Below are 13,929 nucleotides of genomic sequence, written 5' to 3'. Positions count from 1 at the left end.
GCTGGTCGTATCCCGCCTTCCGTGCTTGCTTCGGCCGCGCATGGTGACCTCGACCCGAACAGTCACCATTCGTCGCCGGGCGTAGGCATCGACGTTGATGCAAGGAGAGCTCAATGGCAGAGATCAGCCGCCTCCCCGGTCCCATGGCTTCGGTGTGGGAGTGGCAGCTGGAGGGCTCCTGTCGGCGGGAGAACCCGGACGTCTTCTTCCACCCGGAGGGCGAGCGTGGCCCCGCGCGGCGCAACCGTGACGGCGCAGCCAAGGCGGTGTGCATCGCCTGCCCCGTCCTGGTCGAGTGTCGCGAGCACGCACTCAAGGTGCGAGAGCCCTACGGCGTGTGGGGCGGGATGACCGAGGACGAGCGCGAGGCGGCCTACGCAGGTCGCGAGGGTTCCTCGCTCGAGGTCGCCAGCTGACCGGTCGCCCCCGCGTGTGGTGGATTGTTGCGCCGCGTGCCACTGGATGATCGCGACAAATCATTACTTTGCGCAATGATCGGTCACAATGTGCAATTAGTGCCCGAGAACTGATCCCGGAGCGAGCCCGCGGATCACCCATGGATCACGATGCGGAAGGCCCCCGATCTTCCTGAGTCTCAGGTAGATCGGGGGCCTTCCCGTGCCGCTGGCAGCGGCTTACGGGTCGATCAGTGACCGTGCCCGTGGCCGTGACCCGCCGCGGGAGCGGGCTCGTCCTCGGGCTTGTCGACGACCAGGGTGTCGGTCGTCAGCACCATCGAGGCGATCGACGCGGCGTTGCGCAGCGCCGAGCGGGTCACCTTCACCGGGTCGATGACCCCAGCCTTGACGAGGTCGATGTACTCCCCCGTCGCGGCGTCGAGGCCGTGGCCCAGCTCGAGGTCGCGCACCTTGGAGACAGCGACGTAGCCCTCCATGCCGGCGTTCTCGGCGATCCAGCGCAGCGGCTCGGCGGCCGCCTTGCGGACGATCGCGGCGCCGGTGGCCTCGTCGCCCTCGAGCGCGAGTTCGTCGAGCGCGGTCGTCGCGTGGACGAGAGCGGAGCCGCCACCGGCGACGATGCCCTCCTCGATCGCGGCGCGCGTCGCAGAGATGGCGTCCTCGATGCGGTGCTTCTTCTCCTTGAGCTCCACCTCGGTGTGCGCGCCGACCTTGATGACGCAGACGCCACCGGCGAGCTTGGCGAGACGCTCCTGGAGCTTCTCGCGGTCCCAGTCGGAGTCGGTGCGCTCGATCTCGGACTTGAGCTCCTTGACCCGGCCCTCGACGGCGTCGCGGTCGCCCGCGCCGTCGATGATCGTCGTCGTGTCCTTGGTGACCACGACGCGGCGGGCCTGACCGAGGTCGTCGAGCCCGGCCTGGTCGAGCTTGAGGCCGACCTCCTCGGCGATGACCGTGCCACCGGTGAGGATGGCGATGTCCTGCATCATCGCCTTGCGGCGGTCACCGAACCCGGGGGCCTTCACCGCGACGACGTTGAACGTGCCGCGGATCTTGTTGACCACCAGGGTCGACAGCGCCTCGCCGTCGACGTCCTCGGCGATGACCAGCAGCGGCTTGCCCGCCTGGACGACCTTCTCCAGGACCGGCAGGACGTCGGCGATGGCCGAGATCTTGCCCTGGTTGAGCAGGATGTAGCAGTCCTCGAGGACAGCCTCCATCCGCTCGGGGTCCGAGACGAAGTAGGGCGAGATGTAGCCCTTGTCGAACTGCATGCCCTCGGTGAACTCCAGCTCGGTGCTGGCGGTCGAGGACTCCTCGACGGTGATGACGCCGTCCTTGCCGACCTTGTCGAACGCGTCGGCGATCAGCTCGCCGACCTCGTCGTTCTGCGCGGACAGGGCGGCGACCTGGGCGATCTCCTCCTTGCCCTCGATCTCGCGGGCGTTCTTGAGGAGGCGGTCGTTGACCGCGGCGACGGCCTTGTCGATGCCGCGCTTGAGCCCGGAGGGGGCGGCGCCGGCCGCGACGTTGCGCAGGCCCTCCTTGACCAGGGCCTGGGCCAGGACGGTCGCGGTGGTCGTGCCGTCACCCGCGACGTCGTTGGTCTTGGTGGCGACCTCCTTGGCCAGCTGGGCCCCGAGGTTCTCGTAGGGGTCCTCCAGCTCGACCTCGCGCGCGATGGTCACGCCGTCGTTGGTGATGGTCGGCGCGCCCCACTTCTTGTCGATGACCACGTTGCGGCCCTTGGGGCCGAGCGTGACCTTGACGGTGTTGGCGAGCGCGTCGACGCCCCGCTCCAGCGACTTGCGTGCCTCGTCGTTGAACTCGAGAGACTTGGCCATGATCAGCCGACGATCGCGAGGATGTCGCGGGCCGAGAGGATGAGGAGCTCCTCGCCGCCGTACTTCACCTCGGTGCCGCCGTACTTGGAGTAGATGACCTTGTCACCGACGGAGACGTCGAGGGGCACGCGGTTGCCCTTGTCATCGATGCGGCCCGGGCCGACGGCGATGACCTCGCCCTCCTGGGGCTTCTCCTTGGCGGTGTCCGGGATGACGAGGCCCGAGGCCGTGGTCTGCTCGGCCTCGACGGCCTTGACGACGATGCGGTCCTCAAGCGGCTTGATGCTAACCGACACGGTTGATCTCCCCTTCGTTTCCCCCGCTGACGGGGAATGGAAAGTAGCTGATGGGTCCCACTGCCCGGCCCGTCGTGCCCGTGCGGGCGTCCGGAGCGGGCGACCCCGCCGCGGTTAGCACTTCAAGGCCGAGAGTGCTAAAGCCAATCTAGGAGCGGCCTGGCACTCGGTCAAGTCGAGTGCCAACGGGTCGTGGCAGCGGTTGTGGGGGGCCTGGCGGGGGTGGTCGTGGGGGGTGCTGGCGGGGGTGGTCCGAGCGCCGGTTGCTCCGGTGCTTCGCGGGGTGGACGGGGCGGCCGGGAGCAGGCGACGCATCCGTAGCGCGAGCTGCACCTCGAGCGCGACCTCGGGTCGGGTCCACCCGGCTCCCAGCAGCGTGGCGACCCGCGCGAGCCGCTGGCCGACGGTGTTGGGGTGGACGTGCAGGCGTCGCGACGCCTCGCGCGGGCTCGCGCCGGCGGCGAAGTAGGCGTCGAGCGTCCCGACCAGGTCGGTGCCGTGCTCGGCGTCGTAGCGCAGCACCGGACCGAGCATGCCGTCGACGAAGGCCCCCACGTCGGGCTGGTCCGCCACGACCAGCCCGGCGAAGCCGAGCCCCTCGGCGGCCCCGTGCTCCCCCGCTCGCCCGAGGGCCTCGAGCGCGATCGCGGTGCGACGGGCCGAGGCGTAGAGCGTGCCGGGCGCCTCCACCCCGCGTCCCGGCCCGGCGGTCCCGATCGTGACCGGCCGCACGCCGCGCACGAGGCGCGCCAGGCGCTCGGCAGCCTTGGCCGCGTCCTCCGCGGGCAGGAGCACCACCACGTCGTCGTCGATGCGGCCGACGAGCCCGCGGTCCCCGACCGCGCCGTCCACGGAACGGGCCAGACCCTGGCCATCAGCAGGGTCTACGGGACGAATGACGGCCAGGCAGAACGGCTCTCGTAGATCGATCCCCTCGGCGAGCGCTCCCTGCCGGCGCCCGGTCGCTCGGCCCCGGCCCTGCACGAGGTCGGTGACCAGGCCGCCGCGCAGGCGACGCCGCCCGTCCGCGGCGTACCGCTCGAAGGTCAGCACCAGGGCCGTGACGACCGCGGCACGCTCTACGGTCCGCCGGTCTGCGTCGTCGAGGGGTCGCGGCCCACCGACCACGAGCGCGCCCAGCAGCTCCGAGGCGGCTGCGACCGGCGCCACCCAGGTGCGCCCGTGCGGCGTCGCCCTGGTGGCGGCCCGCGCAGCCTCGAGGACCGCGTCGGGCTCGACGACGCTCTCGGTGGGAGCCGGGTCGCCGGCCGCGCTCCGGGTCTGGCCGCCGACGTCGACGAGGACGGCCCAGCCGCCGAGCGACTGCACGAGCGCGTCGGTGATGTCGTCCACCCCGCCCCCGCGCAGGACCAGCTCGGTGAAGCGGTCGTGCGCGGCCGCCGCGCGCTCGACCCCCTCCGTGTGCCGCCGCACCGTCTCGTGCGCCTCGGACAGCGCCGCCAGGGCGGCCGCGCTGTCGGTCACCGACCGGGTCTTGACCAGGGCGGCGGCGGCCAGCGCGGCGAACGAGCCGAGCAGCACCACCTCGTCGCGGTCGAACGGTCGCGGGCTGCGGTTCGAGGCGAAGAGCACCCCGACGAACTCTTCGTCGACCAGCAGCGGCGTGCCACAGATCGCCACGATGCCCTCCTCACCGACGGCGTCGTCGATGGCGCGCGTGTGCGTGAACCGGTCGTCGTGGGGGTAGTCCGCCGTCCAGTAGGGCTTGCGGGTCTTCGCCACGAGCCCGCCGAGCCCGTCACCCAGCCGGACCCGCAGCGACTGGAAGGCCGCGGACACCGAGCCGTCGGTCGCCTCCATGTAGGTGTCACCGCGCTCCCGGTCGTAGAGCAGGATGTAGGCCACGTCGGTGCGCAGCAGGGCGCGGGCCCGGCGCACGATGGCGTGCAGCGTCTGCGCCTGGGTGTCGGAGGTGGCCAGGTCGCGCGCCGAGTCCGCGAGGGCGACCAGCGCCTGCTCCCTGCGCCGCAGGGCGTCGATCCGCGTCCGGACCGTCAGGGCCAGGTCCACCAGCTCCGTCGGCGCGTCCACGGCGGACAGCTCGCGGGCCGGGCGGTCCTCGGCCAGCAGGCGCAGCAGGTCGTGCTCAGCACGCGGGTGGCGCGGCTGTGTGGTGGCGTCACTGGTCACGCGCACAATCGTAGCTTCGGGACACATAGGCGCACGGTCTACGGGCACCTAGAGTCACGGTCATGCCACAGACTGAACCCTCCCCGGGCGCACCGCCGCGTCATGCTCTCGTCACCGGCGCCGCGAGCGGGATCGGCGCCGCCACCGTGCACCGGCTCGCGGCCGACGGGCTGCGCGTGACCGCCGTCGATCGGGACGAGGACGGGCTCGCCGCCCTGGTCGGCCAGACGTCGGGCGCGCCGGGGCAGGTGACGCCGCGCGTGGCCGACCTCGCCGACCTCGCCGCGATCGTCGACCTGCCGCACGACGTGGACGTGCTGGTCAACAACGCCGGGATCCAGCACGTCAGCCCGATCGTGGACTTCCCGCTCGACCGGTTCGACCTCATCCTCGACCTGATGCTGCGCTCGCCGTTCCGGCTCGTCCGGCACGTGCTGCCGCACATGTACGAGCGCGGCGAGGGCCGGGTCGTGAACATCTCCAGCGTCCACGGGCTGCGCGCCAGCGCCTTCAAGTCCGCCTACGTCACGGCCAAGCACGGCCTCGAGGGGCTCTCCAAGGTCATCGCCCTGGAGGGTGCCGAGCACGGGGTGACGAGCAACTGCGTCAACCCGGGCTACGTGCGAACTCCGTTGGTGGAGAAGCAGATCGCCGACCAGGCGCGCACGCACGGCATCGCCGAGGAGGAGGTCGTGTCGACGATCATGCTCGCGCCGGCGGCCGTGAAGCGGCTCGTCGAGCCGAGCGAGGTGGCCGAGCTGGTGGCCTTCCTCGTGTCCCCAGCCGCCGCCTCGGTCACCGGTTCGTCCTACCTCATGGACGGAGGCTGGACGGCGCACTGACCCTTCCACGACCTCCGGTCACGTGGGCCGCCCCGCCCACCGCCCTACCCGCCATCGCTTCGAAACTGGTTCACCACCAAGGAGATCCCATGTCCACCAGTCGGGTCAGCACCACCCCACCCAACGACTCGAGAAGGCCCGGCAACATCGTCCGGGTCGTCGGCGCCTCCCTGATGGGCACCACCGTCGAGTGGTACGACTTCTTCCTCTACGGCGTGGCCGCGGCCGCCGTCTTCCCGCACGTCTTCTTCCCCAACGCCACGGACCCGCTGCAGGCGACCCTGCTCAGCTTCGCCACCTACTGGGTCGGCTTCTTCTTCCGCCCGCTCGGCGGCCTGGTGTTCGGCCACTACGGCGACAAGCTGGGGCGCAAGCAGCTGCTCGTGTTCTCGCTGCTGATGATGGGCGTCGCGACCATCGCCATCGGCCTGCTCCCCTCCTACGCCGGGGTCGGGGTGCTCGCGCCGATCCTGCTCACCGTCCTGCGCTGCGTGCAGGGTTTCGCCCTCGGTGGTGAGTGGGGTGGCGCGGTGCTCATCGTCTCCGAGCACGGTGACGCCAGGAGCCGCGGCTTCTGGGCGTCCTGGCCGCAGGCGGGCGCGCCGCTCGGGCAGCTCATCGCCAACGGCCTGCTCGCCGTCATGGCGCTCGTCCAGGACGACGCGGCGTTCCTCGCGTGGGGCTGGCGCATCCCGTTCCTGCTGTCGGCCGTCCTCGTCATCATCGGCCTGTGGGTGCGCCTGCAGGTCGAGGAGTCGCCGGTCTTCAAGGCGGCCCAGCAGCACGCGGCCGAGCGGGCGGCAGCCGCCGGCGCGGCCGAGCCCGTCGCCGCGGCCAAGGAGCGCATGCCGATCCTCGACGTCATCCGCCACTACCCCCGCGAGGTCATCACCGCCATGGCCGCGCGGATGGCCGAGAACGTGTCCTACTACATCTTCACCATCGTCATCACGACCTACGTCACCACCTCGCTGAAGCTGCCGAAGACGTTCGCGCTCAACGCGGTCCTGATCGCGGCGGCCATCCACTTCCTCACGATCCCGGCATGGGGTGGGCTGTCGGACCGGGTCGGTCGCAAGCCGGTCTACCTGCTCGGCGCCGCAGGCGTCGGGGTGTGGTCGTTCGCGTTCATCGCGCTGCTCAACACCAAGAACTTCGCGCTGGCGACGATCGCCGTCATCCTCGGACTGATCTTCCACGGCGCGATGTACGGCCCGCAGTCGGCGTTCTTCTCCGAGCTGTTCGGCACCAAGGTGCGCTACAGCGGCGTGTCCATCGGCTACCAACTGGCCTCCATCTTCGCGGGCGGGCTGGCGCCGATCATCGCCGTCGAGCTGCTCAAGCGGTCGGGCGGCTCCGGCTACCCGATCGCGTGGTACGTGCTCGCCTGCTCGGTCATCACCATCGTCGCGGTCCTCGCCTACCACGAGACCTCCGACCGGGACCTCGCCGCCATCGACCGCAGCTGAACTCGATCGGCCCACCGGTCGGAATATCTGTCGACACATGGGTCGGCACATGGGTCGGACCGCCCCGGGCACAATGGGCCCATGGACCCCCAGACCGTAGAGCAGCTCGCGTCCCCCGAGGGGCGCGAGCTGCTCGCGTCGCTCCCCGACTACGACGAGGGTGCGGTGCTGGGGCTGACGAGCACGCTACGGGCGCAAGGGGTCTCACCCGAGCTGACGGCCGCGCTGCTCACCCAGTCGCGGCTGCGGCACCGGGCGCGAGGCAAGCTGGGTGCTCTCGCGGGTCGGCTGCTGCTGACCGCGGACGGGCTGGAGCAGGCCACCCGGCCGCAGGTCGCCGCGTTGCACGCCGCTCGCCTCACCCACTCCGGTGTAGACCGTGTGCTGGACCTCGGCTGCGGGATCGGTTCGGACGCACTGGCTTTCGCGGACGCCGGCCTGGCGGTCGAGGCGGTGGACGGCGACCCGGTGACCGCCGCCGTCGCCGCGGCCAACCTGAGCGGCGTGCCACGCGCCCACGTGTCGGTGGGGCTGGCCGAGACGGCGCTCGACGGTCGGCCCGCCGACGAGATCGCCCGCACCGCAGCGTGGTTCGACCCGGCGCGCCGCACGCCGGGGATCGCGGACATCCGCGGACGCACCAAGCGCGTCTTCCGCCTCGAGGACATGTCGCCCACGTGGGAGGTGGTGCAGCAGGTCGCCGCCGCGGTGCCGGCAGCCGGTGCCAAGCTCTCCCCGTCGTTCCCCCACCAGGCCGTGCCGCCGGGTGCCGAGGCGCAGTGGGTCTCCGTCGACGGCGAGGTCGTCGAGTGCGTCGTCTGGTGGGGAGCGGCCGTGCGTCGGCCCGGCCGCTGCGCCACGGTGCTGCGCGGCGACCAGGCGTGGACCGTTGCGGAGGAAGATGCCGCGGTGGGCGCGGCCGCTCCACCCACCGAGGTGAGCGATGGGGTCTACCTGCGCGAGGGGGTCTACCTGCACGAGGCGGACAAGGCCGTGGTGCGCGCCGGGCTCGTCGCCGCGCTGGAGCGCGCGGTCGACGGGACCGAGGTGGAGCCAGGGGTCGGCTACGTGCTGACGGCGGGTGAGGGTGCGGTGCCGTGGGCGCGGCGCTACCGGGTGCTGGAGGTGCTGGACGCGGGTCCGAAGGCGCTGCGCCGCTGGGCCCGACGACGCGACGTGGGGGCACTGACCATCAAGAAGCGAGGCGTTCCTGGTGACTCAGAAGCGTTGCGGCGCAAGCTGATCGGCAAGACCGGCGTCGAACGCATCCTGGTGCTGACGCGCCATCACGGCCGGCAGATTGCCCTCGAGGTGGAGGCCTGCGCGTCCGACTGAGGCTGTGCTTGACTGAGTCATGGCCTGGACGACGCACGCCGTGACCGAGGACCGGTTCGACGATCTGGCGGACGTGATCAACCCGAACCGCCGCGCCACGCACTGCTGGTGCCTGTCGCACCGGCTGCGCGCCGCCGACATCGAGGAGCTGGGCCACGGCTCGCGCGAGCAGGCGATGCGCGCGCTGTGCTCGCGCGAGCTGCCGCCGGGAGTCGTGGTCTACCAGGACGGCGTGCCCGTCGGCTGGTGCCACGTCTCGCCGAGGTCGGAGATCCCCCGGCTGGTCGCCTCGAAGCTCATCACGCCGATCGACGAGGTGCCGGTCTGGAGCATCATCTGCGTCGTCGTGCGCGGTGGGCACCGCAAGCAGGGCGTGACGACGCCGCTCATCGAGGGGGCGGTGGCGCACGCGAAGAAGCACGGCGCACCCGCGGTCGAGGCCTACCCCGTCGACCCGGCGGGGCGGATGGACACGACCATGGCGTTCGTCGGGACGCGCTCGATGTTCGAGAAGGTGGGCTTCGAGGTGGTCGGGACGACCGATGCCGTGGCGTCGAAGATGCCGCGTATCGTCATGCGTCGAACGCTGTAGACCCCTCGCCTCGCGCTCGGTGGAAGGCACCGCAGCTCGAGAGCCCGCAACCCCCAGATCCCCGCGAAGGAGCCCCGATGGGCCGCCTGTTCGTCCTCGGCTCGCTCACCGTCGAGACCGTCACCCGGGTGGAGCGCACCCCCCGCCCCGGTGATCTGGTGCTCGCCGACGCCCTGGAGCGGCGCGCCGCCGGCCGTGGCGGCAACCAGGCCGTGGCGGCTGCCACCTCCGGTCTGGCCCCGGTGACCCTGGTGGGTGCGGTGGGCGCGGATGCCGCTGGGGAGGTCTACCGGGAGCGACTGGTGGGGCTGGGCGTGGACGTGCGCGGGGTGGCGACGGTGCCGGAGGCCACCGGGATGGCGCTCGTGACGGTCGACGCCGACGGCGAGCGCGCCGGTGTGCTCGTGCCCGGCGCCAACGCGCTGCTCGGGCCCGAGCACCTCGACGTCCTGGACCAGGCTCAGGCCGGCGACGTACTGCTGGTGTCGCTCGAGGTGCCGCGCCGCTCGGTGGCCATGGCGGTGCGCATGGTAGCGGCCAAGGACGTGCGGGTGATCGTCAACGCGGCGCCCTTCGCCGAGCTGCCGGCCGAGGTGATGGCCGAGGCCGACCCGCTCGTGGTCAACGAGCACGAGGCCCGACAGCTCGCCGACACCGGAGCCCTGCCCGCGTCGCTGCTCGTGACGTTCGGGGCGCACGGCGTCTCCTGGAACGGCGTCGAGCACCCGGCGCACCCGGTCGACCCGGACGAGGTGGTCGATGCCGCCGGCGCCGGTGATGCGTTCTGCGGCGTGCTCGCGGCCGGCCTCGCCGGCGGTCTCCCCCAGGACGAGGCGCTCACTCAGGCCCTCGCCGCCGGCGCCGCCGCGGTGCGACACGTCGGCGCCCAGGCGTCCGGTCTGCTGGCCGAGCTCTGACCCGGCGGCTCGGCGGAGAGAGGCGGCAGTGTGCGCTTCGGACTGATTCACGAGCTTTTGAACGTTCGAAATGGCGGTGCAAGGCTATGGATCCGTCCGAACGGCACGCACCCCGCCCGAACGCCACCCGCGGACCTGCCCCCACAACGACCCAGTAGCCCGTGTGACCGGGCGGCTAGCAGCTCCGCCCGGCAGCAACCCAGTGCATCGGGAGCACGTCGGGAGCGCCGTGGCGGCGGGTTCGGCGGCGAATCAGAGGCACGGGCGCGGGCGGCTGGGCTACCGTCGCACTGTGGCCGCCCCAGCTCTCCCGCCTCGTGCTCGAACCCCGCGTGATCGCACCCCGCGGGCGCTCGCGGGCCGAGCCATCGGGGTGGGCACGGCGTTGGCTGCCGTAGCCCTGGTGGCCACCGGCTGCAGCGTCCAGCCGAGCGAGCCGTCGGGCACCGCCGGCGGGCCTTCGACCAGCCCGGCCGCGCCGACGCCTACCGAGGCCTCGCCCACCACGGGGACGTCCACCACATCGTCCGCCGCCGGCACCCCACCAGCCAGCACCTCGCCAGCGGCCACCTCGCCCGCGGGCACGGCGGCGGGCTCGTGCGAGCAGAAGGTGGTCGAGGCGATGAGTCCCGCGCCGAGCGCGCGGGCCAGCTGCTCATGGTGGCCGAGCCAGCGGGTGGTTCGGGCGGCGCGCTCGACGCGGCGATCCGCAACCAGCACGTCGGCAACGTGTTCTTCCTGGGCGGATGGACCGGGCGCGCCCAGGTGTCGGCGACCGCCAAGCGCCTGGCGGCCGCGGCAGGTCCGAGCACCGGTGAGGTGGGCCTGCTGGTGGCCGCCGACCAGGAGGGCGGCGCGGTCCAGCAGCTCAAGGGCGAGGGTTTCACCCGGATCCCGTCCGCCCGGGTCCAGGCCAACGGCTCGCCGGCCGCGGTGACCCAGACCTTCCGCACCGTCGGCGCCGAGCTGAAGGCCACCGGCGTCAACGTAGACCTCGCGCCGGTCGCGGACGCCGTCCCCGCCTCGCTCGGGAAGGCCAACAAGCCGATCGGCTACTGGGGTCGGGAGTACGCCAGCACGCCCGCGCAGGCAGCACCGTTCGTCGCGGCCGCCACGCGCGGGCTCCGGTCCGCCGGCGTCGCCGCCACGGTCAAGCACTTCCCTGGCCTCGGCCGGATCACCGGCAACACCGACCTCACGACCGAGGGCATCACGGACTCGGTCACGACCGGGTCGGCCGCCGATCTCGCGGCCTTCAAGGCCGGGATCGACGCGGGCGCCCAGCTCGTCATGGTGTCCTCGGCCCGTTATCCCAAGATCGACCCGGACAACCAGGCAGTGTTCTCTCCCAAGGTGATTCAAGGTGCGCTGCGCCAAGGTCTCGGCTACGACGGCGTGGTCACCACCGACGACGTGGCCGCCGTTGCGCTGCAAGGGACTCCGGCGGGGCAGCGAGCCACCCGTTTCGTAGCGTCCGGTGGCGACCTGCTCGTCGTCGGTCAGGTCGGCCTCGCGCGACCCATGGCGTCCGCGCTCGTCGCCAAGGCGGCTGCCGACCCGGCCTTCGCTGCCAAGGTCACCGCCTCGGCCACGCGGATCGTCACGCTGAAGACCACGCTCGGTCTCACCCCCTGCAAGCGCTGAGCCGGCTGGACCAGGTGGGCTGGATCGTTGGGTGGGCTGGATCGGCACACCGGTCACTCAGCGCCGACCGCGACGCTACGCCCGGCGCCCATCCTTCGACGCCCTGAAGCACTGCGACCCGCGACGATCGGCCGCGGCCGCAACGACCGCCTACGCAGACAGTACGGTCGTCACCGGCATGGAGGAGTCGGCCGGGAGGTCCAGCGGCGAGGGCGCACGCCCACGCAGCACCATCTGCGCGCCGAGGGCGGCGACCATCGCGCCGTTGTCGGTGCACAGGCCAGGCCGCGGCACCCGCAGGCGCAGCCCCGCGTCGTCGCACCGCGCCTGAGCCATGGCCCGGAGCCGGGAGTTCGCGGCGACTCCCCCGCCGATGAGCAGGTCGTCGACGCCGTTGTCCTGGCAGGCGAGCACGGCCTTGCGGGTGAGCACGTCGACGACCGCCTCCTGGAAGCTCGCGGCCACGTCGGCGACCGGCACCGACTCGCCGGCTCGCTCCTTGGCCTGCACCCAGCGCGCCACCGCCGTCTTGAGCCCGGAGAACGAGAAGTCGAAGCGGTGCCGCTCCAGGTCCTTGCCCGAGCTCAGCCCCCGCGGGAAGTCGATGGCGATCGAGCTCCCCTCTCGCGCAGCACGATCCACGTGCGGACCGCCGGGGAACGGAAGGCCGAGCACCCGGGCTACCTTGTCGAAGGCCTCGCCCGCGGCGTCGTCGATCGTCGAGCCCAGCGGGCGCACGTCGTCGGTGACGTCCGGGACAAGCAGCAGCGAGGAGTGCCCCCCGGAGACGAGCAGCGCCATGGTCGGCTCGGGCAGCGGACCGTGCTGGACGATATCGACGGCCACGTGCGACGCGAGGTGGTTGACGCCGTAGAGCGGCTTGTCCAGCGCCACGGCCAGGGCCTTGGCGGAGGCCACGCCCACGAGCAGCGCACCGGCGAGGCCCGGCCCCGACGTGACGGCGATGGCGTCCAGGTCGGCGAGGCGCACCCCGGACTGCTCGCACGCGCGCTGGATCGTCGGGACCATCGCGTCGAGGTGGGCGCGCGACGCGACCTCGGGCACCACCCCGCCGAACCGCGCGTGCTCGTCGACGGAGCTCGCGACGGCGTCGACGAGCAGCTCCTCGCCCCGCACGATCCCGACGCCGGTCTCGTCGCAGGACGTCTCGATGCCGAGGACGATCGGTCGGTCAGCAGCCACGGGTGGCCTCTCCTTCTGCGAGGTGCCGACGCATGATGACGGCGTCGACCCCCTCGGGCTGGTAGTAGCGGCGGCGCACCGAGATCACCTCAAAACCGTTGCGTTCGTAGAGCGCTCGCGCACGATCGTTGTCGGCGCGGACCTCCAGCAGGAGGGCTTCGGCGCCCTGGGAGCCCGCTCGGTGCACGAGCTCGTCCAGCAGCACCCGCCCGACTCCGCTGCCCTGGGCGGCGGGGTCGACGGCGATCGTCATGACGTCGGCGACACCGCCGCCGTGGTCCAGCCCGGCGTAGCCGACGACGCGCTCGGGCTCCGACTCGACCACGACGTAGGCGCGACGGGGTCGAGCCGCCAGCTCGGCCCACCAGGTGGGAGCGGTCCACGCGTGCGCGCCGAACGCCGCCTGCTCGAGCTCGACGAGCCGGTCGATGTCGGTCCAGCGCAGGGCGCGAAGGTTCATCGGGCAGCCTTGTCGGCGGCCCTCGCGAGGCGCTCGGCGGTGGTCAGGGCGTCGGGGCGGCGCAGATAGAGCGCGGTGGTGTCGCTCAGGTCCTCGCCGGCGTCCAGTCGCAGCGTGGCGAGCCGACCGAGCGCGGCGGCGCTCACGTCGAGCGGCCCGACCGTCGGCCCGAGCAGGTCGGGATAGAGCTCGGCGCCCCGCCCGACGACCGGGCGACCGGCCCGCACCTCGGCGAGATCCGCAGGCGTGGACACGGCCGGTGCGGTGAGGGCCTCGACGACGCGCTCGTCACCCGTCGCCCGGTAGCTCGCGACGTAGACCTCCTTGCGCCGGGCGTCGGTCGCGACCAGGAACTCCACCGGCTCCGCGGCAGCATCGGCGCCGTCAGCACCAGCGCCAGCGCCGTCAGCACCAGCGCCAGCGCCCCCACCGACCCGCCCGTCGACCACCGCGGCAAAGGCCAGGGCGTCCAGGCTGCACAGGCCATGGAGCGGCAACGACCGGGCCAGCGCGAACACCCGGGCGGTGACGAGCCCGACGCGCAGCCCGGTGAACGGCCCCGGACCGCGGCCGGCGACCACGGCGGTGACGTCCTGCGCCGTGACCCCGGCCTGATCGAGGACGGCCGCGATGCCGGGCGCGACCAGCTCGCCGTGCGCCCTGGCGTCGACGACGGAGGACTCGGCGAGCACCTGGCCCTGGTCGAGAAGGGCGACGGTGATCGCGCTGGTGGAGGTGTCGATGGCGAGCAGCACGG

Annotated in this window: 13 protein-coding genes; 7 read left to right on the top strand and 6 right to left on the bottom strand. The window is 72.4% G+C overall.

Going from position 1 to position 13,929, the window contains the following annotated elements; genetic code table 11:
• Nucleotides 1-113: 113 nt before the first annotated feature.
• Complete coding sequence (locus MM440_RS10090; RefSeq protein WP_241444166.1) at nucleotides 114-416, top strand: WhiB family transcriptional regulator; 303 nt, start codon at nucleotides 114-116, stop codon at nucleotides 414-416.
• Between the two features lie 230 nt (nucleotides 417-646).
• On the opposite strand, the gene groL is transcribed toward MM440_RS10090, so the two are convergent.
• From groL to MM440_RS10075, 3 genes are all read right to left on the bottom strand, one after another.
• Entirely contained in the window at nucleotides 647-2,263 is a 1,617-nt protein-coding gene (gene groL, locus MM440_RS10085) for a chaperonin GroEL (protein WP_241444165.1), read from the bottom strand.
• 2 nt (nucleotides 2,264-2,265) lie between these two features.
• Nucleotides 2,266-2,559 carry a co-chaperone GroES gene (gene groES / locus MM440_RS10080; protein ID WP_241444164.1) on the bottom strand — a complete coding sequence of 98 codons (294 nt, stop codon included), beginning with the start codon at nucleotides 2,557-2,559 and terminating at the stop codon, nucleotides 2,266-2,268.
• A 114-nt stretch (nucleotides 2,560-2,673) separates the two neighbouring features.
• The gene (locus tag MM440_RS10075; protein ID WP_241444163.1) at nucleotides 2,674-4,710 is read right to left on the bottom strand and encodes a helix-turn-helix domain-containing protein; all 2,037 of its coding nucleotides are present in this window, start codon (nucleotides 4,708-4,710) and stop codon (nucleotides 2,674-2,676) included.
• Nucleotides 4,711-4,772: 62 nt separating this feature from the next.
• On the opposite strand from MM440_RS10075, the gene MM440_RS10070 reads away from it, so the two are divergent.
• From MM440_RS10070 to MM440_RS10045, 6 genes are all read left to right on the top strand, one after another.
• Nucleotides 4,773-5,552 carry a 3-hydroxybutyrate dehydrogenase gene (locus MM440_RS10070; protein ID WP_241444162.1) on the top strand — a complete coding sequence of 260 codons (780 nt, stop codon included), beginning with the start codon at nucleotides 4,773-4,775 and terminating at the stop codon, nucleotides 5,550-5,552.
• Nucleotides 5,553-5,641: 89 nt separating this feature from the next.
• Nucleotides 5,642-7,021, top strand: a complete 1,380-nt coding sequence (locus MM440_RS10065; protein ID WP_241444161.1) for an MFS transporter — start codon at nucleotides 5,642-5,644, stop codon at nucleotides 7,019-7,021.
• An 81-nt stretch (nucleotides 7,022-7,102) separates the two neighbouring features.
• Complete coding sequence (locus tag MM440_RS10060; protein ID WP_241444160.1) at nucleotides 7,103-8,356, top strand: class I SAM-dependent methyltransferase; 1,254 nt, start codon at nucleotides 7,103-7,105, stop codon at nucleotides 8,354-8,356.
• A 19-nt stretch (nucleotides 8,357-8,375) separates the two neighbouring features.
• Nucleotides 8,376-8,948, top strand: coding sequence for a GNAT family N-acetyltransferase (locus MM440_RS10055; protein ID WP_241444159.1), 573 nt, complete (start codon nucleotides 8,376-8,378; stop codon nucleotides 8,946-8,948).
• A 77-nt stretch (nucleotides 8,949-9,025) separates the two neighbouring features.
• Nucleotides 9,026-9,865 (top strand): PfkB family carbohydrate kinase, encoded by an 840-nt coding sequence (locus tag MM440_RS10050; RefSeq protein WP_241444158.1) that lies wholly within the window; start codon nucleotides 9,026-9,028, stop codon nucleotides 9,863-9,865.
• Between the two features lie 597 nt (nucleotides 9,866-10,462).
• Nucleotides 10,463-11,509 (top strand): glycoside hydrolase family 3 N-terminal domain-containing protein, encoded by a 1,047-nt coding sequence (locus MM440_RS10045; RefSeq protein ID WP_241444157.1) that lies wholly within the window; start codon nucleotides 10,463-10,465, stop codon nucleotides 11,507-11,509.
• A gap of 150 nt (nucleotides 11,510-11,659) precedes the next feature.
• Here the strand turns inward: MM440_RS10045 and tsaD are convergent, their stop codons facing one another.
• Genes tsaD through tsaB form a run of 3 tightly spaced genes read right to left on the bottom strand, consistent with a single transcriptional unit; the run spans nucleotide 11,660 to nucleotide 13,927 of the window.
• Nucleotides 11,660-12,712: a tRNA (adenosine(37)-N6)-threonylcarbamoyltransferase complex transferase subunit TsaD gene (gene tsaD, locus MM440_RS10040; protein ID WP_241444156.1), complete on the bottom strand. Its 1,053-nt coding sequence runs from the start codon at nucleotides 12,710-12,712 to the stop codon at nucleotides 11,660-11,662.
• A complete protein-coding gene (gene rimI, locus MM440_RS10035; protein WP_241444155.1) occupies nucleotides 12,702-13,172 on the bottom strand; it encodes a ribosomal protein S18-alanine N-acetyltransferase in 471 nt (156 codons plus the stop codon). Before rimI ends, tsaD begins: the two co-directional genes overlap by 11 nt.
• The gene (tsaB, locus tag MM440_RS10030) at nucleotides 13,169-13,927 is read right to left on the bottom strand and encodes a tRNA (adenosine(37)-N6)-threonylcarbamoyltransferase complex dimerization subunit type 1 TsaB (RefSeq protein WP_241444154.1); all 759 of its coding nucleotides are present in this window, start codon (nucleotides 13,925-13,927) and stop codon (nucleotides 13,169-13,171) included. The genes rimI and tsaB overlap by 4 nt, the downstream gene beginning before the upstream one ends.
• Between the last annotated feature and the right edge of the window lie 2 nt (nucleotides 13,928-13,929).

Source organism: Arsenicicoccus piscis, from assembly GCF_022568835.1.
Lineage (GTDB): Bacteria > Actinomycetota > Actinomycetes > Actinomycetales > Dermatophilaceae > Arsenicicoccus > Arsenicicoccus piscis.
This window is presented reverse-complemented; position numbering and strand designations above follow the sequence as displayed.

What these genes read in the sequence shown, in the direction of transcription:
- MM440_RS10055 (WP_241444159.1), top strand. Translation starts at nt 8,376, where the DNA reads ATGGCCTGGACGACGCACGCCGTGACCGAGGACCGGTTCGACGATCTG.
- MM440_RS10060 (WP_241444160.1), top strand. Translation starts at nt 7,103, where the DNA reads ATGGACCCCCAGACCGTAGAGCAGCTCGCGTCCCCCGAGGGGCGCGAG.
- MM440_RS10065 (WP_241444161.1), top strand. Translation starts at nt 5,642, where the DNA reads ATGTCCACCAGTCGGGTCAGCACCACCCCACCCAACGACTCGAGAAGG.
- MM440_RS10070 (WP_241444162.1), top strand. Translation starts at nt 4,773, where the DNA reads ATGCCACAGACTGAACCCTCCCCGGGCGCACCGCCGCGTCATGCTCTC.
- MM440_RS10090 (WP_241444166.1), top strand. Translation starts at nt 114, where the DNA reads ATGGCAGAGATCAGCCGCCTCCCCGGTCCCATGGCTTCGGTGTGGGAG.
- groL (WP_241444165.1), bottom strand. Translation starts at nt 2,263, where the DNA reads ATGGCCAAGTCTCTCGAGTTCAACGACGAGGCACGCAAGTCGCTGGAG.
- rimI (WP_241444155.1), bottom strand. Translation starts at nt 13,172, where the DNA reads ATGAACCTTCGCGCCCTGCGCTGGACCGACATCGACCGGCTCGTCGAG.
- MM440_RS10050 (WP_241444158.1), top strand. Translation starts at nt 9,026, where the DNA reads ATGGGCCGCCTGTTCGTCCTCGGCTCGCTCACCGTCGAGACCGTCACC.